Here is a 21354-nt window from a genome sequence, read left to right on the forward strand (position 1 = left end):
GTTCTACGGGGAGAAGATGCCGGCAGGCAGATGAGGGGCGGCGCCAGCGTCGACAGTACCTGCGCTGCGGTCGCAACATCGGCACAGGGTCAAGGGTTATCGCCCAAAACAAAACGGCCCGCTTTTCAGCGGGCCGTTCGTATTTGATATCGAGCCGATCAGTTGGCCGGTGCAGGTGCCGGGGCCGGCGCAGGGGCCGGTGCGGGCGCTGGTGCCGGGGCCGGGGCCGGGGCTGGGGCTGGCGCAGGTTCTGCAGGTGCCGGCGCTGGGGCCGGAGCAGGTTCGGCCGGCTTCATCGGTTCTGCCGGTGCGGGCGCTGGGGCCGGTGTGCTGGCCGCCGGCGGTTCGGCAGGTGCGGGGTGCTCACCGCTTCTTCCGAAAACATAGTACGCGACAACCGCCAGAATAACGACGACCAGCGCAATTAGCCAACCACTGCCGCCACCGCCGCCTGGCCTGGGAGTGTCGTTCGATGGATTCGCCATAAAAGTGTCCTCCGTGGATGAAAATGATCAATCAACAGCCATCAACGTGCAACCGTTGAATGGGTTTCACGCTAGGAAAGGAAAACGCCGAAAACGCGGCGTTTGCGCCTCCCCTGCCATCCGACTCAATTGACGGCGAGGGCAGTATAACCGGCTTTGCGAAAATCCTCGACCAGTCCCTCGGGACTGGAAGGTGGCGCCTCCCGCCAGCTTGATCTCGAGTGCCTCGCCGGACTGGCGGCGTTTCGCCACGCAGCAAGCCAAGTCCGTGCCTGCTATGGTCAATTCAGAGGATTTTGCCGTGATGAATTCCGCAGCGCAGATTGTCCCTAACCCCCACGACGCTCTTGCCGGCGCCCAGTTCGCCGACCGCTATGTGCTGGTCACCGAAGGTCTTTCATTGACCGCTCTCGGCGCCGCCGAACGGGCTTTGGGGCAAACGCCGCGCTGGGTTGGCAGGCTCATAGCACTGCGCAATCTTGCCGTCAGGCCGTTCCGGCTGAAGACCGGCCTGGAACCTGCCGTGTTGCCGGGCGGAAAAATCGGGATATTTCCGCTCCTCAGCCAGTTTCCCGGCAAGGTCGTGCTTGGTCTCGACGATCGGCATCTCGATTTCCGGGTCCTGGTCGAAGTCAGGGATCTCGGCATGGGCCGACAGGAGGTGGCCGCAACGACGATCGTCAAGACGCATAATTGGTTCGGGCGCACCTATCTCGCGATCATCATGCCGTTTCACCGGATCGTCGTTCCGGCGATGCTGGCTCAGATCGTGGCGAAGTAACCTTGCTTTTGTGCATGTCGTTGTCCCAAAACCGCGGCCCACTTTTGGGCGACATGCACTAGAGTCCGACAGGCGTGACAGTATAGCCAGCTTTGCGGAAATCCTCGACCAGGCCTTCGGGACCGGGAAGGTGGAGGGCGCCGACCGCCATGAAGGCATTGCCCCTGGCAAGGATCGGCCCGGCATGCTCGACCATCACCTTGTTGCGGCTGGTGATCATGGTTTCCTCGAACGCCGCATAGCCCGCGGGGTCGTCCTGCTGGTCAGGCATCGCCGCACGAAACAGCGGCCAGAACATGCCGGTGTCGCCGCGCTGGTAAAGCACGATCATGGTTTCGTTGATGTCGTTGACCTTGTCGCCGAGCTTCAGCGTGTCGACGAGGCCCTTCATGTGAAAGGCCAGCGGCAGCGAGGCCATGGCGCGCAGCTGGCTCTCAGCCGTCTCCAATCCTTCCACCGGCTTGCCGGCAGCCTTTGCACCCTCCGCCAGCTTGACGTCGAGCACCGGTGCGCCGCCGGACTGGCGGGCGAGTTCGCAGGCCGGCAGTGCCATCATCGCCGACAGCATCCACGGCTTCATCTTGGCAACGGTCGCCGGCGGGATGCCGCGCGCATCGAGCGCGGTGTTCATGGCCGCCGCATCGTCCGGCGACAGCAGGGACGCCAGCGTCGTCGAATCGGTGAACATCATCAGGTCCGGCTCCTTGAGCATCGCGACCATCATCTTCTGCTTGTCGAGCACGTCGGTGGTTTCGATGACGATGGTGCCGGCAGCGTCATAGGCCTTCTGCGCGTCAGGCGGCAGCGTGGTGACGCGCGGGTCGGTCATGTGCATGGTGCCGAACAGGAAGGACGGCTTTTCGCCGGGCTTTTCCAGCTTCCACAACAGGCCCTTGCCGTTCGGCGTCGCGGCGGCTTCCGTCTCGATCTTGCGGTAGGCCGCCGGGTCGTCCTTCTGCAAGGCCGACAGCATGTCGGCGCCGGTGCAGGTCGGGACTTCGGCATGCGCCCTGCCGGCCGCGAACAGCAAGACAGCGAGGAACGACAGGAAAAACAGGACGTTGAGCGCAACAAGCAGCTTCAGCGATACGGACGCTGCGCGGTCGGCGATGGCGATGACGCGTTTCATGATCCTTTCTTAGGACCGAAAAGCGGCAAAACGGTTAATTGGTACTGCGAAAATTGAAGGGTTCATGCCCTTGGATGCGCCGACTCGTAAATCTCGAGCAGCCGCGCGGTGTCGACGCCGGTGTAGATCTGGGTCGTCGACAGGCTGGCGTGGCCGAGCAGCTCCTGGATGGTGCGCAAATCGCCGCCGCGGCCGAGCAGATGGGTGGCGAAGGAATGACGCAGCGCATGTGGCGTTGCGGTGTCGGGCAGGTTGAGCGCCGAGCGCAGTTTGGCCATGTCGCGCTGGACGATGGCCGGGTTGAGCGGCCCGCCGCGCGCGCCGCGAAACAGAAATGCCTTCGGGTCGAGGTGATAGGGGCAGAGCCGGCGATATTCGGCGATCGCCCTGAGCGCCACCGGCAGCACCGGCACCAGCCGCGTCTTGCCGCCCTTGCCGGTGACGCGCAGCACGGTGTCGGTCGCCGACGCCAGATCGGCGCCGGCAAGGCCAAGTGCCTCGGAAATGCGCAGACCCGAGCCGTAGAGCAGCGTCAGCACGGCGGCGTTGCGGGCAGCGATCCAGGGTTCTTCCGCCAATTGGCCCTCGATGGAAACGACATGCTTGGCATCGCTTGCCGTCAGCGGCTTGGGTAGCGATTTGGGCTGGCGCGGCGCGCGCAGGGCTGCCGCACCCGCCGCATTGGCAAGGCCGCGCCGCTCGAGGTAACGCAGCAGCGAGCGGATGCCGGCGAGAGCCCGGCCGAGCGTGCGGGCACCGGCGCCCGCGTTGCGCCGTGCCGCGAGGAAGCCGCGCAGATCGGCCGGACGCAGATCGGCGATGTCCGAAATGCCGGGCGAGCCGCCGCAATGGCCGGTGAGGAAATGCAGGAACTGACGCGTGTCGCGCTCATAGGCTTCCACCGTCTCAGGGGACAGCCGACGTTCTCGCGCGAGCATCTTCAGCCAGCTTTCGCGTGCCGCCTGGAGATCGGGTTTGGCCGGGATGAGGAATTCCTGCATGGCGTGCTTTCGACCCTTGTTTCATGCATGCCCGTCCATTTTCCGGCAGCCGGGTTAGGAAGCGGTGAAGAGCGCGTCATTGAAATGACAATCGGGGAGCGTTAGAGCAAAGCCAAAGGATGTCGCGCCATGAGCAAGCCCCAGAACCCTGTCCAGATGGCCGTGATCGGCGCCGCCCACGGCATCAAGGGCGAATTGCGGGTGAAGACCTTCACCGGTGAACCGCTGGCGCTGGCCGATTATGGGCCGCTCTACGCCCGTGACGGCCGCGCCTTCCAGATCATCGACATCAGGCCCGCCAACACCGTCGTCGTGGTCCGCTTCAAAGGCGTTGCCGACCGCAACGCCGCCGAGGCGCTGGCCGGCACGGAGCTGTTCGTCGACCGTTCGATGCTGCCGGACGATGGCGAGGCGGATGAATTCTATCATGCCGACCTCGTCGGCCTCGAAGTGCGGGACGACACGGGTGCAGCGCTCGGCAAGGTCGTCGCCGTGCACAATTTCGGCGGCGGCGACATTCTCGATGTGACACTGGGCGGGCGCAAGGGCGTGCTGATCCCGTTCACGCAGGCCGCGGTGCCGCAGGTGTCGATCGCCGAGGGCTTCGTCCGCGTCGACCCGGCTGCGGCCGGGCTGGTCGAGGACGAGGGTGGCGATGGCCCGCGCGAGGAAGACTTCGACCCAAAGGGCAGGCCGCGCGGACCGAGCGATGCCGGGGGCAACCGGTGAGTTTTTCGGCTTGCGTGCTGACGCTTTACCCGGAGATGTTTCCCGGCGCGCTCGGCCTGTCGTTGGCCGGCCGGGCGCTCGAGGCCGGCACATGGTCGCTGGAGGCGATCCAGATCCGTGACTTCGCCACCGACCGCCATCGCACCGTCGACGACACGCCGGCCGGCGGCGGCGCCGGCATGGTGATGCGGGCTGACGTTCTGGCGAAAGCCATCGACCATGCTTCGCCGGAAGGCGACGCGCGGCCACGTCTGTTGATGAGCCCGCGCGGCAAACCGCTGACCCAGGCGCGCGTGCGCGAACTGGCCGCCGGGCCGGGCGCCATCATCCTGTGCGGCCGCTTCGAAGGCGTCGACCAGCGGCTGATCGACGCGCGGGGATTAGAGGAAGTCTCGATCGGCGACTACATCCTCTCTGGCGGTGAGCCGGCAGCGCTTGTGCTGCTCGATGCGGTGGTGCGGCTGTTGCCCGGCGTGATGGGCAACGCGGTGTCGGGCGAGGAAGAAAGTTTCGAGAACGGGCTGCTCGAACATCCGCACTATACAAGGCCGCAGGAGTTTGAAGGCCGCGAGATTCCCGAGGTGCTGATTTCGGGTAATCACAAGAAGATCGCCGCATGGCGGCGGGCGGAGTCCGAGGCGCTGACAAGAGCGCGACGGCCGGACCTTTTGGAAAATGGCAAGACCAACAACGACTAAGGAGAGCCCGTGTTTGGGCAAGTGCCCTCCAAGGCGCCTCCGATGGCTCGCCAAACTGGCGTCATAAAGTGCATTGGTTGCACTTTATGATTGATTTAGTGCATGAGATGCACTAAATATGGCTTATCGCGGGGCGAGCCAAATGCCGACGATCGCCACTTTCGACGGGATAAAAATTCAGGTCTTTGCAGACCATAGCCCACCGCATTTCCATGCGGTCAAGGCAGAATTTGAAGTCCTGATAACCATCGGATCGTGGGAGGTACTTCAGGGATCGATGCGCCGGGGTGATCTCGATGCTGTCATGGAGTGGGCAAAGACGCACGAAACGGAGCTTCGCAATGAGTGGAGACGCATCAATGGATAACGAGATCGTCACGAAAGGCCGTCCGCTTCCTCGGATTGCGGCCGCCACCATTATTGACAATCGTCGAGTTCGCGTGACTTGGCGAAACGGCAATTCGGTAACTGTGGACCTGGCCCCGGTCCTGAATAGTCACCGCCACTTTATTCCCCTTCGAACAGACGAAGAAAATTTCGCCACGATGAGGGTGAATGACGAAGGCACCGCGCTTGAATGGGATGACGGGATCGAGCTTTCCGCAGTTTGGATTGCCACGCTTCCTGCCGTGGGAATGGAGAACGGAGAGTTCCGCCAAATCATGGATAAGCTATCGTACTCGCTCGACGGGATGGCGCTGCAACTCGACGTTTCTCGACGCCTGATCGCAATGTACAGGGGATCAACTCCAATCCCGAACTCCATAGCCTTGGCTGCTCGGTATCTGGCAGAAAAGGCAGGTGAACGATGAGGCTATGCGGCCTATTTGACTGTGTCGACTCCAGCGGGGTTGCCGTTGGCCTCGCAAACGCTGCTCATGCTTGGTGAGCACGGCATCAAGCTCAGCCTCGACATTTACCATCGATCCGGAGTCGAGGCCGATGATTTTCCGGGATCGAAGTGATCCGGCTCACCCCTTCGTGAAATAATAGAAGGCCAAAAACAGGCCAACGGCGACGACGAAGCCGCGCACCGCGTTCTGCGGCACGCGCTTGGCGATCCAGACGCCGGCATAGCCGCCCAGCGCGCCGCCCGGGATCATGATGATCGCCTGCGGCCAGGCGACGACGCCGCCCGAGACGAAGACGACGATAGCGACAGCGGCGATGACCATGGCCAGCATGTTCTTCAGCGCGTTCAGCCGGTGATAGTCGCCGGCCTGGGTCAGGCCGAGCGTCGCCAGCATCATCACGCCCATGCCGGCGCCAAAGAAGCCGCCATAGATGGCGGTGACGAACTGCGCCAGCGAACCCGCCAGCGAGCCGACGGCGGCTTCCTGCCCCGGTTTTGGCGCCGGCTTCAGCCATGGCCCGGCGGCAAACAGGGCCGTCGCGGCCAGCAACAGCCACGGCACCAGGGCACGAAACGATGGATTGTCGAGCGCCAGCAGGATCAGCGCACCGGCCAGCGCACCGATGGCCGAGATCAGGCAGAGCAGCAGCGCGCCGCGCCAGAAATGCCTGATGTCGGCCGAGTAGGCGAGCGTCGAGGTGATGTAGCCTGGAAATTGCGTCACCGAGGAGGTGGCGTTGGCGACGATCGGCGGCAGGCCGACCAAAGTCATGGCGCCGAAGGTGATGAAGGTGCCGCCACCGGCGACCGCATTGGCGGCGCCTGACAGGAAGCCCGCCAGGAACAGCAGGATGGCGTCGAAGACAGACATGGAATGCGGCCGCTCAAAACTGTGTTATTTCAGGCTTAGGAAGCCTGAAGGACCGGCGCAACCCGGCACGGCAAGATTACGATGGTGCCATGCAAGCAGAAAATGCGCGGCCAAGGCGTGACAAAGCGGCGAAATAGCTGTATGTGCCCGCCCGTACCGGCCAGAAGGAATCTGCCGGACCCGTCAACAATGACGGTGTAGTCGCCCCTGCCCGATGTTTCAAAGACAAATGTCTTGGAGACAAAGGGCATAGCCGAGCGGTCATTGGAACTGCAAGGCGAGTGTCGGACGCTCTGACTGTCGGAAGAACAAGAAGTGGACTTTTGAGATGGATATTCTCCGTCAGCTCGAGGCCGAACAGGCCGCCAAGATCGAAGCCAAGCGCAAGCTTCCCGAATTCCAGCCCGGCGACACCGTGCGCGTCCTGGTCCGCGTGACCGAAGGCACCCGCACCCGCGTCCAGGCCTATGAGGGCGTCGTCATCGCCCGCGCCGGCGCCGGCTTCCAGGAGAACTTCACCGTTCGCAAGATCTCCTACGGCGAAGGCGTCGAGCGCGTGTTCCCGGTCTACTCGCCGATGGTCGAAGGCGTCGAGATCGTTCGCCGCGGCAAGGTGCGTCGCGCCAAGCTCTATTACCTGCGCGATCGTCGCGGCAAGTCGGCCCGTATCTCGGAAAACACCGGCGTGCGCGCCCGCAAGCTGAACGACGAGGAGCGCGATGCGCTGAACGCCGAGAAGGCCCGCATCGAGGCCGAGAAGGTGGCAGCCGCCGAGGCTCTGGCCGTCGAGAAGGCCGCCCAGGACGCCGCCGAGAAGAAGGCCGCAGCCGAGGCAGCCGAAGCCGCCAAGGCAGCGGAAGCAGCCACCGCCGAATAAGGTTTTCGACGAGCATGTTCAAAAAGGCGGCTTCGGCCGCCTTTTTTCGTTTGGAGGGATGGCAGGAAATCGGTGATTGACTCCAATTATATCGTGTACTAAACAATCGTGCACGATTTAAATGGAGAAGCGAAATGCCTGCATTGTATTCCACCCAAGCCCGCGCCGTCGGCGGCCGCGCCGGCCATGTCCAGAGCGATGATGGCCTGCTCAGCCTCGACCTTGCCATGCCGAAGGAGCTGGGCGGCAAGGGCGGCGCCACCAATCCCGAGCAGCTGTTCGCCGCCGGTTATGCCGCTTGTTTTGAAAGCGCCATGCGCTTCATCGCCGGCAAGCAGAAACTGCCGCTGCAGGATGCTTCGGTGACGGCCAATGTCAGCCTGCACAGCAATGCGCAGGGCGGATTTGTGCTTGGCGTTTCGCTTTCGGCGGAAACGAAAGGTCTTGATCAGGCGGCGACGGAAGCGCTTGTATCGGCGGCGCACCAGATTTGCCCCTATTCCAACGCCATCAAGGGCAATATCGAAGTGGCGCTTTCGGCAACGGCGCTTCCGGCAAAGGCAGCATGACCACGGAAACGACAATCAGGTCCAAGCAAACCCCGGCGCAATTCGCCGGGGTGGCAAAGCTCGACCAACAGCTCTGCTTCGCGCTCTATTCGGCGAGCGGGCTGATGACAAAGCTCTACCGCCCGTTGCTCGATCCGCTCGGCCTGACCTATCCGCAATATCTGGCCATGCTGGCGCTGTGGGAGCGCGCGCCGAGCACGGTGGGCGAGCTTGGCGAGGCGCTTGGGCTGGATTCGGCGACGCTGACGCCGCTGCTCAAGCGGCTGGAGGCAGGCGGCCTGGTCACGCGCCGGCGTGACCCCGCCGACGAACGCCGTGTTCTGGTCGAGCCGACGGCGGAAGGCCAGGCATTGCGCGAGCAGGCCAAAAGCGTACCGGCGGCGATGCTTTGCAACCTGCCGCTGGATGCCGACGAATTGAAATCCCTGCATCGCACCCTGACGCGGTTCGTCTCCGGCTTGCGCAAGGCGGATGCCGGCCCCGCGAACCAGAGCTGATCGCAGTCGCGCACCGTTCGTTCCTGAATCACGGAAATGAAAGCACTGGAATCCGCTTTCGCGCGTCCTGACGCAGCGGAGCGTCTTGCATGACGCTTGCGGAAAGCTAAAGTCGGCGCCGGATTTTCCTTAGAAGCCCGGCCATGCCCGGGCCCTTCAATTTTCCGGGGAGTGTGTCATGACCAAATCGAAACTGCTGCTGGCAGGCCTGCTTGCCCTCGTCCTGGCACCCGTTGCCGCCTTCGCGCAGGCTTTGCCCGATCTCGGCGGCAAGAAGGTGGTGGTGGTGACCGAGAATGCCTATCCGCCGCTGCAGTTCATCGACGCCAAGACCGGCAAGCAGATCGGCTGGGAATATGACGCGATGAACGAAATCGCCAAGCGGCTGAATTTCACGGTCGAGTACCAGAATACGTCGTGGGACGCGATGATCCAGGCGGTTTCCGACAACCAGTACAACATCGGCATGACCGGCATCACCATCAAGGACGACCGCAAGGAGAAGGTCGATTTCTCCGACCCCTATATGCGCTCCGAACAGTTCATGCTGGTGCGCGGCGACGAAAGCCGCTTCACCGACGCCAAGACCTTCGGCGCCTTCAAGGACGGGCTGATCGGCGCGCAGGCGGGCACGACGCCCTTCTATACCGCCGTCTACAGCGTGCTCGACGGCAATGAGCAGAACCCGCGAATCAAACTGTTCGAGACCTTCGGCGCCACGGTGCAGGCGCTGAAATCCGGTGATGTCGATGTCGTGCTGACCGACGGCACCGCCGGCAAGGGCTATGTCGACGCCTCCGAGGGCAAGCTGAAGCTGATCGGCGGGCCGCTCGGCACCGAGGATTTTGGCTTCATCTTCCCGAAGGGTTCGGACCTGGTGAAGCCGGTCAACGCGGCCATCGCGGCGCTCAAGGCGGACGGAACGCTCGATGCGCTCAACAAGAAGTGGTTTCTTGATTACAAGATGGGGCAGTGATTTCCCGCACCTCACCCTCCCCCTTGTGGGGAGGGTCGATCCGCGAAGCGGAGCGGGGTGGGGGTGCCAGCGCCGGCGCCTCACCCCCACCCCGTCTCACCAACTTTGCTTTGCAAAGTCGGCGAGCCGACCCTCCCCACAAGGGGGAGGGTAAAGGCGCGTTGTTCGGTGACCTCTGCGTTCCTTTTTCCGCCCTGCTTGCAGCGGCGGCCTGATGGCAACGCCCGCCTCAACCTCCAAAGCCGACTTCCCCTGGTGGCTCGTCGTGGCCGTAACCATCGCGATCGCGGTGGCCGTCTTCGTCGCCACCAGCAACCTCTATGCCCAGGTGTTCGCCATCGTCGCCAAGGGCATCGGCATCACCGTCTTCGTCACCGTGGTCGCCTTCGTCCTGGCGTCAGCCATTGGGCTCGGCATCGCGCTGATGGGAATGTCGGGTTCACGGTGGCTGCGCCAGATCGCGCGCTTCTATGTCGAGATCATCCGCGGTGTGCCGATCCTGGTGCTTCTGTTCTGGATCGCCTTTGCCGGTGCGCCGGCCTTCGTCGCGGCCTGGAACGCGCTGACAGCGCCGCTGCAAAGCGCCGGCCTGTTCGGCGAGCTGTTGGTGCGCGACGTATCGCTGTTGTGGCGTGCCATCATGGCGCTGACCATCGGCTATTCGGCCTTCATCTCGGAGGTTTTCCGGGCCGGCATCCAGGCGGTCGAGAAGGGCCAGATCGAAGCGGCGAAGGCGCTCGGGCTGAGCCGGGCGCAACGCTTCCGGCTGATCGTGTTTCCGCAGGCGATCCGCACCATCCTGCCGCCGCTCGGCAATGATTTTGTCGCTTTGGTCAAGGATTCCTCGCTGGTCTCGGTACTCGGCGTCGCCGACATCACGCAGATGGGCAAGGTCTATGCCGCCGGCTCGTTCCGCTTCTTCGAGACCTATTCGATCGTTGCCTATATCTATCTCATCCTGACTGTCGGCTTGTCGCTGGCGCTGCGGGCGCTGGAACGGCGGTTGCGTCGTCAGCACGAGGAATAGTTTTTCGGCGAAGACAGCGTTACGATCCCTCGGCATTCCCGTTGAGGAGGTCCCATGATCGTCGACAAAGCCAATGCAGCGCTGGATTCCGTCTATGCGGCCGACACGCCGGAAGCGCTTGAAGAGGCCTATGCCGCATGGGCCGCGACCTATGACAGCGAGACCGCCTCGCTCGGTTATCTCCTGCCTTTCCTGATCACTGCCTGGGTGGCGCGCCATGTGCCGGCGGGCGATGGACCCTTGCTCGATGCCGGCTGCGGCACCGGCCTGTCGGGGCCGTCGCTGAAGGCGCTCGGCTACCCCGACATTGCCGGGCTCGATCTCTCGGACGACATGCTGAAGATCGCCGGCAGCCGCAATGCCCACAACGAGCTGAAACAGGCGATGCTGGGCGGGACGCTGCCATGGCCGGACGGGTATTTCCGCGCCTTCTTCTCGACCGGCGTGTTCACCATCAGCCATGCGCCGGCATCCGGCCTGCACGAGCTGGTGCGCATCACCCGCAAGGGCGGCCATGCCATCTTCACCGTGCGCGACCAGGTGTTCGAGAGTGGCGGCTTTCAGGCTGTCTTCGAAGAGTTGGCGCGGGCGAAGAGATGGCGACCCGTCGAGGAGAGCCCGTGGTTCCGCTGCTATGCGATCGCGGAGCCGGATGCGCTGGTGAAGACGTTTGTTTTCGAGGTGTTGTGAGCGTTGCCGCGTTTCCTCGCCCCCGTGAAGCGGGGGAGAGGTGGCCCGCCGAAGCCGGGACGGAGAGGGGGACGACATACGCGAAGCCAGAACCCGGTGAGGGACAAGGCGCGAGACGGGCCAGGATCGAAGCTATCAGGAGGCAACAAATTCCAGACGCCGCGCAGGCCCCTCTCCGTCCCGGCTTCGCCGGGCCACCTCTCCCCACTTCGTGGGGCGAGGAACCCAAGTTCTGCGAAGACACGCCGCAATTGCCGAAAACCCAAAACATTGGTATGAGCCACGCCATGGAAGAGCTTTTTGGCGATCCGGCCTACAAGGGGTTCGTGCTGCAGGACAGAAAACGCCTGCCGTCGCGCTTCTCCGCGCGCATGTCCGGGGCGCTGACCAGCCGACTACCCTAGGCCGACCTGTCCAGGTCGTTTCGCCGGGCCGAAAGTCAGACGTCTGCTCTTTCCCATTCTCATATCGACGGATTTACGCACATGAGCGCACCGCGCACCCTCTACGACAAGATTTTCGACGACCATGTCGTCGACCGCCAGGACGACGGCACCTGCCTGCTCTACATCGACCGCCACCTCGTCCATGAAGTGACCAGCCCGCAGGCCTTCGAAGGCCTGCGCATGACCGGCCGCAAAGTCCGGCATCCGGAAAAGACGCTGGCCGTGGTCGATCACAATGTCTCGACGTCGCCCGAGCGCAAGTTCGGCATCAAGAACGAGGAAAGCCGCATCCAGGTCGAGGCGCTGGCCAAGAACGCCAAGGATTTCGGCGTCGAATATTATTCCGAGAACGATATCCGCCAGGGCATCGTCCACATCATCGGCCCCGAGCAGGGCTTTACCCTGCCTGGCATGACCATCGTCTGCGGCGACAGCCACACCTCGACGCATGGCGCTTTCGGCGCGCTGGCGCACGGCATCGGCACGTCCGAGGTCGAGCATGTGCTGGCAACGCAGACGCTGATCCAGCGCAAGGCCAAGAACATGCTGGTGCGTGTCGACGGCCAGCTGCCGGAAGGCGTCACCGCCAAGGACATCATCCTGGCCATCATCGGCGAGATCGGCACCGCCGGCGGCACCGGCTATGTCATCGAATATGCCGGCGAAGCGATCCGTGCGCTGTCGATGGAAGGCCGCATGACGATCTGCAACATGTCGATCGAAGGCGGCGCGCGCGCCGGCCTGATCGCCGCCGACGAGACGACCTTCGCCTATGTCAAGGACAAGCCGCGCGCTCCGAAGGGCGCGGCCTGGGATGCGGCACTCGAATACTGGAAGACGCTGCAGTCGGACGAGGGCGCGCATTTCGACAAGGTGATCGTGCTCGACGCGGCCAAGCTGCCGCCGATCGTCTCCTGGGGCTCCTCGCCCGAGGACGTCGTGTCGGTGCAAGGCATCGTGCCGAACCCGGACGATATCACCGATGAGAACAAGCGCACCTCCAAGCAGCGCGCGCTCGACTATATGGGTCTGACGCCGGGCACCAAGATCACCGATATCACGCTCGACCGCGTCTTCATCGGGTCCTGCACCAATGGCCGTATCGAGGATCTGCGCGCCGTCGCCAAGGTGGTCGAAGGCAAGACGGTCAGCCCGCATGTCGATGCGATGATCGTGCCGGGCTCCGGCCTGGTCAAGGAACAGGCGGAAGCTGAAGGCCTCGACAAGATCTTCGTCGCCGCCGGCTTCGACTGGCGCGAGCCGGGCTGCTCGATGTGCCTTGCCATGAATGACGACCGGCTGAAGCCGCATGAGCGCTGCGCCTCGACCTCGAACCGCAATTTCGAGGGACGTCAGGGTTTCAAGGGCCGCACCCATCTGGTGTCGCCGGCCATGGCGGCGGCGGCGGCGATCGCCGGCCACTTCGTCGACATCCGTGAGTGGAAGTAATTCCGGAGCGCCGAGCTTCGAACACATACCTGGCCCCGGACCGCTTTGCGCTCCGGGGCCTTTTCATCCGGTTCGTCCACATAGTCGCCTGCGCTTAACCGCTTGTTTGCGCTTGCCCTCTAAGGTCTTCCCTGACGTAAGCGGGGAAATACCAGTCGTTTGGACACGGGTCTGCTCATAGCGCTGCTCAACCCGACGATCGCGTTGGCGCTCGGCGCCGCGTTCCTCGTGCTATGGTCCTATCAACGTCACCGCCCCTATCTGGCCGTGCTGGGGATCAGCTACGGTCTCTCGGCAGTCGGCTTCCTGCTGCAGTATTTCACCTTGCCGATCGGCATGCCGCTGACCAAGCTGGCGTCGAACATCTGCTTCACCATCGCCGGCTGCTGCCTGTCCAGCGCCATCGTTCACCGCTATGGCCGCAAGGTGCCCTATGTGGGGATCGGCGTGCTGGCGGGCGGCGGCTTGGCATCGTTGTGCTGGTTCCTGTTCGTCGCGCCGGATCTCACCTGGCGCATCCTGGCGATGAATTTCGCTTTCGGCGGTATCAGCCTTCTGGTCGCCGCCGAACTGCGCCCGGTGCGCAACAACGGTCCGACCGAAAAAATCCTGTTCGTGCTGTCGTTGCTTTCAGGCCTCAATTTCTTCGTGCGCACCCTTGTCGTCGTCATCGCGCATGGGCCCTTCACCAGCTATGACGGCTTCTATGGCTCGTCCTACTGGACGACGGCGCTGCTGTCGCACGCACTGCTGTCGCTGCTCATCGCACTGTGCCTGTTCTCCGCCGCGGCACTCGACGTGATGAAAGCGCTGAAGACCGAGACCTATACCGACCCGCTGTCGGGCCTGCTCAACCGGCGTGGCTTCGAGGAGCGCGGTATGCTGCTGCTGCGGCACTGCGCCTCGGCGCGGTTCCCGGTCGCGCTGGTGCTGGCCGACCTCGATCATTTCAAGGCGCTCAACGATGTGCACGGGCATGCGGCGGGCGATCGGGTGATCGCCGATTTCGCCGCCAAGCTTCGATCGGCGGCGGGCGCGCGCGGTGTTGCCGGGCGTGTCGGCGGCGAGGAATTCGCGGTGCTGCTGCCGCTCAGCGATCTCGCCGCGGCGCGGCTATTCGCCGAGGCGGTGCGCACGCTCTATTCGGCCGGCCATGTCGACGGGCTTCCCACCGGGACGAAGGTGACAGCCAGCTTCGGCGTAGCGGCCCGCAGCGGCGACGAGGCTCTGGAGCCGCTGATGCGCCGTGCCGACGACGCCCTCTACAAGGCCAAGAGGAACGGCCGCGACAGCGTGCGTCTGTCCTATGAGCGGCCGGAAACGGCGTTCGTGCCGGAACCGCTCAAGGTAGGCTGAATCCTGTCCGGCTGGTCGGCGTTAACGTCTTCTTCGCCCGTCGATGCTTAGCTATTGGCGCGGGTGCGGGTAGAACATGAGCGGCGCCAACTTCATCCTGTTGATCAATGTGTCGGTTGCCGGCCTGCTGGCGGCATCCTTCATGGCGGTCGCCTTCCACGATGTCGGTCGCGCGCCGGCGCGCTGGCTGGCATTTGGCTATCTGCTGGGCATGGCCTATTCGGCCATCGAATTCAGCATTCCCGCTTTCACCGACGCGCGGCTCCCGGTCGTTGCCGCCTTCGCGGTCTTCCTTGGCGCCACCATTGCGTTCAATGGCGGGCTTGCCCTCAAATACGGCGTGGCGCCGCCCTGGAAGCCGATGCTGTTGTTCCTGGTCGCCACCACCATAGCTGTGTATTTCGTGCAGGATCTGCCGCGCCAGTCATTGGTCCGCATGATGGCCTACCAGCTTCCTTATGCGGTCATGCAGTTCATCGGGCTGGCCATCGTCTGGTCATCGCGGCAAGGGCCCGCCCGTCTCGATCGCATATTGATGGCCGTTCTGGCGGCCAGCGGCCTGCAGTTTGCCTCCAAGCCGTTCATCGCGCATGCGCTTGGCGGCTGGGGCGCCAATCCGCAGGCCTATCTGCAAAGCAACTACGCGCTGGTGTCGCAATCGCTAGGCACTGTCTTTGCGCTGGCGCTGGCGCTGCTGATGCTGGCCATCCTGGTTCGCGACGTGCTCGCCGAGGTGACGTCGAAATCGGAGATGGACACGCTTTCGCGCCTGCTCAACCGCGGCGGCTTCACCCGCCATGCCGAGCTGGCGGTGCTTGGCGCGATGCGGCAAGGCGTGCCGGTGGCGCTGGTCATCGCCGACCTCGATCATTTCAAGAGCGTCAACGACAGTTTCGGCCATGCGTCCGGCGACCGGGTGATCGAGACTTTTGCAGGCTTCCTGCGCGAAGCCGCCGCCGGGCATCATGTCGCCGGCCGCATTGGCGGCGAGGAGTTCGCCATCATCCTGCCGGGAACCAACCTTGCCGGCGCCCGGCTGTTCGCCGAGGGCACGCGCAGCGCCTTCGGCGCGCTGCCCATCCACGGATTGCCGGCCGACAACCGCTGCACCGCGAGCTTCGGTGTCGCCGAACTTCATCCGAGCGAAGACTTTGCCGAGCTGATGCGGCGCGCCGACCAGGCGCTCTATCAGGCCAAGAATGCCGGGCGCGATTGCGTGCGCGTCTCCGCCGGGCCGGCCGGCAACTGGTCGTCAGCCGGCTTGGAAGCTAGCGGCAGGGGCTGAGTTCGGGCATCTCGCCGTCGGAGAGACCGTACATATAGGAGCGGCCCTTCACCAGCACCGGCGGCCGGTAGCAATCGCTGTAGCCTGATATCTCGTCGGCTTCGTTCTCGTAGATCACCTTGGGCTGGCCGGCGCTGGTGTAGTCGGACAGTTGCTTGGCCAGCCTGCCTTCGCCGACGAGGATGCGCTTGTAGCCGGCGGCGCTGTCGATGACGAGATTGCCGAAAGAATCGGCGTAGACGCGATCCTGATGCCGCGCGCCGGCAAGCGCTGGCGCTGCAAGGCCGACGACCGAGGCCGCCACTATGAGCGCCGCAAGGCGCGATCTGCCCGAATTCGAACGCATGGCGTCCTCCGTGTCTTGAGGAAAGCCTCCTCGAATCGGAAATTAACGTTTTCTTAACCTTTGTTAAGAGGCGGATGCGCTTCCCGACGATGTCTCGGTAAACATGGTTAATATCCGTTAATATCCGACTGGATGGAAAACCCGGTGGCCATCATTCGGCCATGCTTGGCCGCACCATCGCGCCGGTGTCCGTCTCGGCGTCGGGATGACCTTGATCTTGGCAAAGCATCGCGGCAGGTTTGCCGCGCGGGAGGACAGCATATGGCGCACCGCCGGCCGATTTGGGTGTCCGTTTTCCCGTTGCTCGTTGTCGTTGCTGCCTGTGTGCCACAGGGCAGCGCGCCGAAGGTGGCCAATACCGTCGTCTCGCCTGCGCCGGCTCAGCAGCCCATCGCAGCCGCGGCGCCCCCGGCAGCTGCAACCAAGATCATCACCGACCTTACCGCGCCGCGATCCGGCATAGGCACGGCCACCTACAGATGCGGCAATAACGGTATGATCACCATCCAAAATCTCGGCACGTCGTTGCGTGTGGTCGGATCCGACGGTGCGACCGAGGAGTTTGCGGCGTCGCCTGCCAATCAGAGCAGCCGCTACCAGGAGGCGGCCACGCATGACGCAATCGTGATCGACGGACGCGAGGCGCTGGTGATGAAGAAGGGGTCGACACCGCAGACCTGTAGACGCTAGCGCCAATCTCAACACCGCTGAGCCCTGGGCTATACATGCTGCACTGCAGCGATATCGAGCCGGCTCTAGGCGATGAGTCCCTAATCGATTGAAGCCGGAGCCTGCCTTTTAGTCAGACTAAATTACGTTTTCGAAACGGTTTTCTGGCTTTGACGCGGTGCAAAAAGAGCATTAGAAACCGGCTGTCCGAAGTCGCAACCGGAAGCGGCAATGCCGCATTTCCACCTGAGGCTCCAGAGAGACGCCGAACTGGGGGAGCCATGAGCAAATCACCAGCCACCCGCGAATTTGCCAGACGTGAACGGCCGCTTTCGCCGCATCTGACCGTGTACCGGCCGCCGATCACGATGACGATGTCTATCATCCATCGCATCACCGGCGGCGCGCTGTATTTCGGCACGCTGCTGGTCGCCCTGTGGCTGATGGCGGCGGCAAGCTCGCAGGCGACCTTCGACTGGGTCAACTGGGCCTTCGGCACATGGCTCGGCCGGCTGATCCTGTTCGGCTACACCTGGGCGCTGATGCATCACATGCTGGGTGGCGTGCGCCATCTGGTCTGGGACACCGGCGCCGGTCTCGAAAAGCATACGGCCTCGAAGATCGCCTGGGCGACACTGGCCGGCTCGATCCTGCTCACGCTGCTGATCTGGATCGCCGGCTATATGGCGCGGGGAGCCTGATCATGAGCGGCAACAACTCCGACATGCGCACGCCGCTGGCGAAGGTTCGCGGCCTGGGTTCGGCCCGGGAGGGCACCGGACATTTCTGGCGCCAGCGCCTGACCGCGATCGCCAACATCCCGCTGATACTGTTCTTCGTCGGTTTCCTGATCGCGCTCAACGGCGCTGACTATGAGCATGTGCGGGCAGCCCTTGCCAATCCGTTCGTGGCGCTGGTGTTGGCCCTGGTGCTCGTCTCCGGGCTCACCCATATGCGGCTCGGCATGCAGGTGATCATCGAGGATTACGTGCATGGCGAAGGCATGAAGCTGGCGCTGATCGCGCTCAACACATTTTTCACCATAGCGGTCGGCGTCGCCTCGATCTTCGCCCTGCTCAAGCTGACATTCGGAGGCTGAGTTGGCCAAGGACGCAAAACAAGCCAACACGGCAGGCTACACCTTTGTCGACCACAAGTTCGACGTCGTGGTCGTCGGCGCCGGTGGCGCCGGCCTGCGCGCCACGCTCGGCATGGCCGAACAGGGCCTGCGCACCGCCTGCATTACCAAGGTGTTCCCGACGCGCTCGCACACGGTGGCGGCGCAAGGCGGCATCGCCGCCTCGCTGTCCAACATGGGCCCCGATTCCTGGCAGTGGCACATGTACGACACCGTCAAGGGCTCGGACTGGCTGGGCGATGTCGACGCCATGGAATACCTGGTGCGCGAAGCGCCGGCCGCGGTCTACGAGCTCGAACATTACGGCGTGCCGTTCTCGCGCACCGAAGAGGGCAAGATCTACCAGCGGCCGTTCGGCGGCCACATGATGAATTACGGCGAAGGCCCGCCGGTGCAGCGCACCTGTGCCGCCGCCGACCGAACCGGCCACGCCATCCTGCACACGCTCTACGGCCAGTCGCTGAAGAACAACGCGCAGTTCTTCATCGAGTATTTCGCGCTCGACCTGATCATGGAGCCGGACGGCACCTGCACCGGCGTCGTCGCCTGGAACCTCGATGACGGCACCATCCACCGCTTCTCGGCCAAGATGGTGGTGCTGGCGACCGGCGGCTATGGCCGCACCTATTTCTCGGCCACCTCGGCGCACACCTGCACCGGCGACGGCGGCGGCATGGCCGCACGCGCCGGCTTCCCGCTGCAGGACATGGAGTTCGTGCAGTTCCACCCGACCGGCATCTACGGCGCCGGCTGCCTGATCACCGAGGGCGCGCGCGGCGAGGGCGGCTATCTCGTCAATTCCGAGGGCGAGCGCTTCATGGAGCGCTATGCGCCGTCGGCCAAGGACCTTGCCTCGCGCGACGTCGTCTCGCGCTGCATGACGCTGGAGATCCGCGAGGGCCGCGGCGTCGGCAAGAAGAAGGACCATATCTTCCTGCATCTCGACCATCTCGATCCCGCGGTCCTGCATGAGCGGCTGCCGGGCATTTCGGAATCGGCGAAGATCTTTGCCGGCGTCGACCTGACCAAGGAGCCGATCCCGGTGCTGCCGACGGTGCACTACAATATGGGCGGCGTGCCGACCAATTACTGGGGCGAGGTGCTGAACCCGACGGCCCGAAGCCCCGACAAGGTGTCGCCCGGGCTGATGGCGGTCGGCGAAGCCGGCTGCGCCTCGGTGCACGGCGCCAACCGGCTCGGCTCGAATTCGCTGATCGACCTGGTGGTGTTCGGCCGCGCTGCGGCGATCCGGGCTGGCCAGGTGATCGACCGCAATTCGGCGATCCCTTCGCCCAACGAGGCCTCGGTCGAAAAGATCATGGACCGCTTCGACCGGCTCCGCCACGCCAATGGCTCGACGCCGACGGCGGTGCTGCGCGAGAAGATGCAGAAGGCGATGCAGGAAGACGCGGCGGTGTTCCGCACGCAGGAGTCGCTCGAAAACGGCTGCAAGCGCATTTCGCAGATCTGGGGCGAATTGAAGGACATCAAAGTGTCCGACCGCTCGATGATCTGGAATTCCGACCTGGTCGAGACGCTGGAACTGGAAAACCTGATGGCCAATGCCATCACCACGGTCTACAGCGCCGAGGCGCGCAAGGAGAGCCGTGGCGCGCACGCGCGGGAAGATTTTTCGGCGCGCGACGACAAGGTCTGGCGCAAGCACACGCTGGCCAGGCTCAGCGAAGACGGCAAGGTGACGCTCTCCTATCGGCCGGTGCACACCGAGCCGCAGCTGGCGGAAAAGGACGGCGGCATCAGCCTCGCCAAGATCGCGCCGAAGGCCAGGGTGTACTGACGATGGCGCCGGCGGCCTCGGGATATTCCGGCACGCCCCTTCCGGCCAAGCTCGGCCTGAAGGACGGCATGACCGCCGCTTTCATCGCGCTGCCCGACGACCTCAGCGATCTCACCGATGCCGTCGACTTCGCCCAAGTCGACCGGCTGGCAGACTGGTCGCGGATTTCGGGAACGACCCTGAAATATGACGCCGTCCATGCCTTCACCCGGCAGCGTGCCGAAATCGAGGATCGCCTCGGCGATGTCGAGGCGGCGATCAGGCGCGACGGCATGATCTGGGTGTCCTGGCCGAAGAAGGCCTCGAAGGTGGCCACCGACGTCACCGAGGGCGTTGTCCGCACTGAAGCGCTGAAGCGCGACCTTGTCGACGTCAAGGTCGCCGCCGTCAATGAAATCTGGTCCGGGCTGAAGCTCGTCATCCGAAAGGACCTGAGGTAATGGTCGAACTAACGCTTCCCAAGAACTCGAAGATCCAGCAGGGCAAGACCTGGCCCAAGCCGGAGGGCGCCACCAATCTGCGGGAATACCGGATCTACCGCTGGTCACCGGACGATGACGAGAACCCGCGCATCGACACCTATTTCGTCGACATGGACGATTGCGGGCCGATGGTGCTCGACGCGCTGCTGTGGATCAAGAACAAGATCGATCCAACGCTGACCTTGCGCCGCTCCTGCCGCGAAGGCATTTGCGGCTCCTGCGCCATGAACATCGACGGTTCCAACACGCTGGCCTGCACCAAGGGCTGCGACGACATTTCCGGCGCCGTCAAGGTCTACCCGCTGCCGCATATGCAGGTGGTCAAGGACCTGGTGCCCGACCTCACCAATTTCTACGCCCAGCATGCCTCGATCCAGCCTTGGCTGAAGACGGTGTCGCCGGAGCCGGCCAAGGAATGGCTGCAAAGCCATGAGGACCGCGAGAAGCTCGACGGGCTCTACGAGTGCATCTTGTGCGCCTGCTGCTCGACCTCGTGCCCGAGCTACTGGTGGAACGGCGACCGCTATCTCGGCCCGGCAACGCTTCTGCAGGCCTATCGCTGGCTGATCGATAGCCGCGACGAGGCCAAGGGCGAGCGGCTCGACAATCTCGAAGATCCCTTCCGGCTCTACCGCTGCCACACCATCATGAACTGCGCGCAGACCTGCCCCAAGGGCCTCAACCCGGCCAAGGCGATCGCGGAGATCAAGAAGATGATGGTGGAGAGAAGGGTTTAGCGGGGCCAAGGCAGTCTCGAAGACTTGGCTTGCTGGTCGAAAGAAGGGACTGACGCCGGATCCGTTGACGCTCAATGCGTAGCGAGCACCACCCAAAAGATGGTGCGAGCCGGGGATGGCAACCGACGGAGATGCACCAAGCGCCCAAGCTGCTTGAGTAGAAGGGCTGGTGTAGCGACTGTCCGGCTCGCGTGTCGACAGGTTATCAGTTCATATGGCTCGGCAGTTCTCGCCGACCGCGCCATGGTCCGTCTTGCTTGGCCTGCTCTGATTGGGTGGACAGCCGACCGCGCATGAATTGCCGGCGCACGCCGATCGCCTGATCGTTGTTTCCAAACATGCCGCTCGTCAAGGTCGAGGCTTTTTGACGACCGTATATTAGCGGCATCTCAAGTAATAGATTGTTTGATGTGCGCGATTGTGCAGCATTGCCTTAGTATAGTTTTAAGTGGTTATCGATATTCA

At 63.6% G+C, this 21354-nt stretch carries 24 protein-coding genes and 1 pseudogene; 20 read left to right on the forward strand and 5 right to left on the reverse strand.

Translation table 11 applies throughout. The features are described 5' to 3' along the window. Nucleotides 1-158 precede the first annotated feature (158 nt). Nucleotides 159-329: pseudogene (locus HB777_30870) on the reverse strand (SH3 domain-containing protein). A 433-nt stretch (nucleotides 330-762) separates the two neighbouring features. On the opposite strand from HB777_30870, the gene HB777_30875 reads away from it, so the two are divergent. After that, a complete protein-coding gene (locus HB777_30875; protein ID QND68957.1) occupies nucleotides 763-1266 on the forward strand; it encodes a DUF2867 domain-containing protein in 504 nt (167 codons plus the stop codon). Between the two features lie 58 nt (nucleotides 1267-1324). On the opposite strand, the gene HB777_30880 is transcribed toward HB777_30875, so the two are convergent. After that, nucleotides 1325-2395, reverse strand: a complete 1071-nt coding sequence (locus tag HB777_30880) for a polysaccharide biosynthesis protein GumN (GenBank protein ID QND67917.1) — start codon at nucleotides 2393-2395, stop codon at nucleotides 1325-1327. A gap of 62 nt (nucleotides 2396-2457) precedes the next feature. Continuing rightward, on the reverse strand, nucleotides 2458-3396 hold the full coding sequence (locus HB777_30885; GenBank protein QND67918.1) for a tyrosine recombinase XerC: 939 nt from the start codon (nucleotides 3394-3396) through the stop codon (nucleotides 2458-2460). Between the two features lie 129 nt (nucleotides 3397-3525). On the opposite strand from HB777_30885, the gene rimM reads away from it, so the two are divergent. The 4 genes from rimM to HB777_30905 all read left to right on the forward strand — a co-directional run bounded on the left by rimM (nucleotide 3526) and on the right by HB777_30905 (nucleotide 5635). Next, complete coding sequence (gene rimM / locus HB777_30890) at nucleotides 3526-4125, forward strand: ribosome maturation factor RimM (GenBank protein QND67919.1); 600 nt, start codon at nucleotides 3526-3528, stop codon at nucleotides 4123-4125. After that, nucleotides 4122-4823, forward strand: coding sequence for a tRNA (guanosine(37)-N1)-methyltransferase TrmD (trmD, locus tag HB777_30895; protein QND67920.1), 702 nt, complete (start codon nucleotides 4122-4124; stop codon nucleotides 4821-4823). Before rimM ends, trmD begins: the two co-directional genes overlap by 4 nt. Before the next feature lie 142 nt (nucleotides 4824-4965). Further along, complete coding sequence (locus HB777_30900) at nucleotides 4966-5190, forward strand: DUF4160 domain-containing protein (protein QND67921.1); 225 nt, start codon at nucleotides 4966-4968, stop codon at nucleotides 5188-5190. After that, nucleotides 5183-5635: a DUF2442 domain-containing protein gene (locus tag HB777_30905; GenBank protein QND67922.1), complete on the forward strand. Its 453-nt coding sequence runs from the start codon at nucleotides 5183-5185 to the stop codon at nucleotides 5633-5635. The genes HB777_30900 and HB777_30905 overlap by 8 nt, the downstream gene beginning before the upstream one ends. Nucleotides 5636-5794: 159 nt before the next feature. Here HB777_30905 and HB777_30910 read toward each other — a convergent pair whose 3' ends face one another. Further along, nucleotides 5795-6547, reverse strand: coding sequence for a sulfite exporter TauE/SafE family protein (locus HB777_30910; GenBank protein QND67923.1), 753 nt, complete (start codon nucleotides 6545-6547; stop codon nucleotides 5795-5797). Nucleotides 6548-6875: 328 nt separating this feature from the next. On the opposite strand from HB777_30910, the gene rplS reads away from it, so the two are divergent. The 9 genes from rplS to HB777_30955 all read left to right on the forward strand — a co-directional run bounded on the left by rplS (nucleotide 6876) and on the right by HB777_30955 (nucleotide 15719). Beyond that, nucleotides 6876-7424 carry a 50S ribosomal protein L19 gene (rplS, locus tag HB777_30915; protein QND67924.1) on the forward strand — a complete coding sequence of 183 codons (549 nt, stop codon included), beginning with the start codon at nucleotides 6876-6878 and terminating at the stop codon, nucleotides 7422-7424. 134 nt (nucleotides 7425-7558) lie between these two features. Beyond that, nucleotides 7559-7993 carry an organic hydroperoxide resistance protein gene (locus HB777_30920; GenBank protein ID QND67925.1) on the forward strand — a complete coding sequence of 145 codons (435 nt, stop codon included), beginning with the start codon at nucleotides 7559-7561 and terminating at the stop codon, nucleotides 7991-7993. After that, a complete protein-coding gene (locus HB777_30925; protein ID QND67926.1) occupies nucleotides 7990-8490 on the forward strand; it encodes a MarR family transcriptional regulator in 501 nt (166 codons plus the stop codon). Before HB777_30920 ends, HB777_30925 begins: the two co-directional genes overlap by 4 nt. Before the next feature lie 178 nt (nucleotides 8491-8668). Then, a complete protein-coding gene (locus HB777_30930; GenBank protein ID QND67927.1) occupies nucleotides 8669-9466 on the forward strand; it encodes a transporter substrate-binding domain-containing protein in 798 nt (265 codons plus the stop codon). Nucleotides 9467-9680: 214 nt separating this feature from the next. Continuing rightward, nucleotides 9681-10493 carry an amino acid ABC transporter permease gene (locus tag HB777_30935; protein ID QND67928.1) on the forward strand — a complete coding sequence of 271 codons (813 nt, stop codon included), beginning with the start codon at nucleotides 9681-9683 and terminating at the stop codon, nucleotides 10491-10493. Between the two features lie 54 nt (nucleotides 10494-10547). Then, nucleotides 10548-11183 (forward strand): methyltransferase domain-containing protein, encoded by a 636-nt coding sequence (locus HB777_30940; protein ID QND67929.1) that lies wholly within the window; start codon nucleotides 10548-10550, stop codon nucleotides 11181-11183. A gap of 485 nt (nucleotides 11184-11668) precedes the next feature. Beyond that, a complete protein-coding gene (gene leuC, locus HB777_30945) occupies nucleotides 11669-13078 on the forward strand; it encodes a 3-isopropylmalate dehydratase large subunit (protein ID QND67930.1) in 1410 nt (469 codons plus the stop codon). 159 nt (nucleotides 13079-13237) lie between these two features. After that, nucleotides 13238-14434: a GGDEF domain-containing protein gene (locus HB777_30950; protein ID QND67931.1), complete on the forward strand. Its 1197-nt coding sequence runs from the start codon at nucleotides 13238-13240 to the stop codon at nucleotides 14432-14434. Between the two features lie 76 nt (nucleotides 14435-14510). Then, on the forward strand, nucleotides 14511-15719 hold the full coding sequence (locus tag HB777_30955) for a GGDEF domain-containing protein (GenBank protein QND67932.1): 1209 nt from the start codon (nucleotides 14511-14513) through the stop codon (nucleotides 15717-15719). On the opposite strand, the gene HB777_30960 is transcribed toward HB777_30955, so the two are convergent. Beyond that, entirely contained in the window at nucleotides 15703-16065 is a 363-nt protein-coding gene (locus HB777_30960; GenBank protein ID QND67933.1) for a hypothetical protein, read from the reverse strand. The two genes, HB777_30955 and HB777_30960, sit on opposite strands and share 17 nt — an antisense overlap. 261 nt (nucleotides 16066-16326) lie before the next feature. On the opposite strand from HB777_30960, the gene HB777_30965 reads away from it, so the two are divergent. From HB777_30965 to HB777_30990, 6 genes are all read left to right on the forward strand, one after another. Then, nucleotides 16327-16755: a hypothetical protein gene (locus HB777_30965; protein QND67934.1), complete on the forward strand. Its 429-nt coding sequence runs from the start codon at nucleotides 16327-16329 to the stop codon at nucleotides 16753-16755. A gap of 260 nt (nucleotides 16756-17015) precedes the next feature. Beyond that, on the forward strand, nucleotides 17016-17435 hold the full coding sequence (sdhC, locus tag HB777_30970; protein ID QND67935.1) for a succinate dehydrogenase, cytochrome b556 subunit: 420 nt from the start codon (nucleotides 17016-17018) through the stop codon (nucleotides 17433-17435). Between the two features lie 2 nt (nucleotides 17436-17437). Further along, nucleotides 17438-17833, forward strand: a complete 396-nt coding sequence (gene sdhD / locus HB777_30975) for a succinate dehydrogenase, hydrophobic membrane anchor protein (GenBank protein QND67936.1) — start codon at nucleotides 17438-17440, stop codon at nucleotides 17831-17833. A 1-nt stretch (nucleotide 17834) separates the two neighbouring features. Beyond that, nucleotides 17835-19670: a succinate dehydrogenase flavoprotein subunit gene (locus HB777_30980; GenBank protein ID QND67937.1), complete on the forward strand. Its 1836-nt coding sequence runs from the start codon at nucleotides 17835-17837 to the stop codon at nucleotides 19668-19670. A gap of 2 nt (nucleotides 19671-19672) precedes the next feature. Further along, nucleotides 19673-20110, forward strand: a complete 438-nt coding sequence (locus tag HB777_30985) for a DUF3052 family protein (GenBank protein QND67938.1) — start codon at nucleotides 19673-19675, stop codon at nucleotides 20108-20110. Further along, nucleotides 20110-20889 (forward strand): succinate dehydrogenase iron-sulfur subunit, encoded by a 780-nt coding sequence (locus tag HB777_30990; protein ID QND67939.1) that lies wholly within the window; start codon nucleotides 20110-20112, stop codon nucleotides 20887-20889. The genes HB777_30985 and HB777_30990 overlap by 1 nt, the downstream gene beginning before the upstream one ends. Nucleotides 20890-21354: the final 465 nt, after the last annotated feature.

Origin of the sequence: Mesorhizobium loti (genome assembly GCA_014189435.1) — a bacterium.
GTDB lineage: Bacteria > Pseudomonadota > Alphaproteobacteria > Rhizobiales > Rhizobiaceae > Mesorhizobium > Mesorhizobium loti_G.

Excerpts from the sequence above, each read along its gene's own strand:
- HB777_30900 (QND67921.1), top strand. The coding sequence starts at position 4,966 with ATGCCGACGATCGCCACTTTCGACGGGATAAAAATTCAGGTCTTTGCA.
- HB777_30990 (QND67939.1), top strand. The coding sequence starts at position 20,110 with ATGGTCGAACTAACGCTTCCCAAGAACTCGAAGATCCAGCAGGGCAAG.
- HB777_30940 (QND67929.1), top strand. The coding sequence starts at position 10,548 with ATGATCGTCGACAAAGCCAATGCAGCGCTGGATTCCGTCTATGCGGCC.
- HB777_30930 (QND67927.1), top strand. The coding sequence starts at position 8,669 with ATGACCAAATCGAAACTGCTGCTGGCAGGCCTGCTTGCCCTCGTCCTG.
- HB777_30875 (QND68957.1), top strand. The coding sequence starts at position 763 with ATGGTCAATTCAGAGGATTTTGCCGTGATGAATTCCGCAGCGCAGATT.
- HB777_30960 (QND67933.1), bottom strand. The coding sequence starts at position 16,065 with ATGCGTTCGAATTCGGGCAGATCGCGCCTTGCGGCGCTCATAGTGGCG.
- HB777_30880 (QND67917.1), bottom strand. The coding sequence starts at position 2,395 with ATGAAACGCGTCATCGCCATCGCCGACCGCGCAGCGTCCGTATCGCTG.
- HB777_30905 (QND67922.1), top strand. The coding sequence starts at position 5,183 with ATGGATAACGAGATCGTCACGAAAGGCCGTCCGCTTCCTCGGATTGCG.
- sdhD (QND67936.1), top strand. The coding sequence starts at position 17,438 with ATGAGCGGCAACAACTCCGACATGCGCACGCCGCTGGCGAAGGTTCGC.
- HB777_30965 (QND67934.1), top strand. The coding sequence starts at position 16,327 with ATGGCGCACCGCCGGCCGATTTGGGTGTCCGTTTTCCCGTTGCTCGTT.
- HB777_30985 (QND67938.1), top strand. The coding sequence starts at position 19,673 with ATGGCGCCGGCGGCCTCGGGATATTCCGGCACGCCCCTTCCGGCCAAG.
- rimM (QND67919.1), top strand. The coding sequence starts at position 3,526 with ATGAGCAAGCCCCAGAACCCTGTCCAGATGGCCGTGATCGGCGCCGCC.
- sdhC (QND67935.1), top strand. The coding sequence starts at position 17,016 with ATGAGCAAATCACCAGCCACCCGCGAATTTGCCAGACGTGAACGGCCG.
- HB777_30885 (QND67918.1), bottom strand. The coding sequence starts at position 3,396 with ATGCAGGAATTCCTCATCCCGGCCAAACCCGATCTCCAGGCGGCACGC.
- HB777_30925 (QND67926.1), top strand. The coding sequence starts at position 7,990 with ATGACCACGGAAACGACAATCAGGTCCAAGCAAACCCCGGCGCAATTC.
- leuC (QND67930.1), top strand. The coding sequence starts at position 11,669 with ATGAGCGCACCGCGCACCCTCTACGACAAGATTTTCGACGACCATGTC.
- rplS (QND67924.1), top strand. The coding sequence starts at position 6,876 with ATGGATATTCTCCGTCAGCTCGAGGCCGAACAGGCCGCCAAGATCGAA.
- HB777_30920 (QND67925.1), top strand. The coding sequence starts at position 7,559 with ATGCCTGCATTGTATTCCACCCAAGCCCGCGCCGTCGGCGGCCGCGCC.
- HB777_30955 (QND67932.1), top strand. The coding sequence starts at position 14,511 with ATGAGCGGCGCCAACTTCATCCTGTTGATCAATGTGTCGGTTGCCGGC.
- HB777_30910 (QND67923.1), bottom strand. The coding sequence starts at position 6,547 with ATGTCTGTCTTCGACGCCATCCTGCTGTTCCTGGCGGGCTTCCTGTCA.
- HB777_30935 (QND67928.1), top strand. The coding sequence starts at position 9,681 with ATGGCAACGCCCGCCTCAACCTCCAAAGCCGACTTCCCCTGGTGGCTC.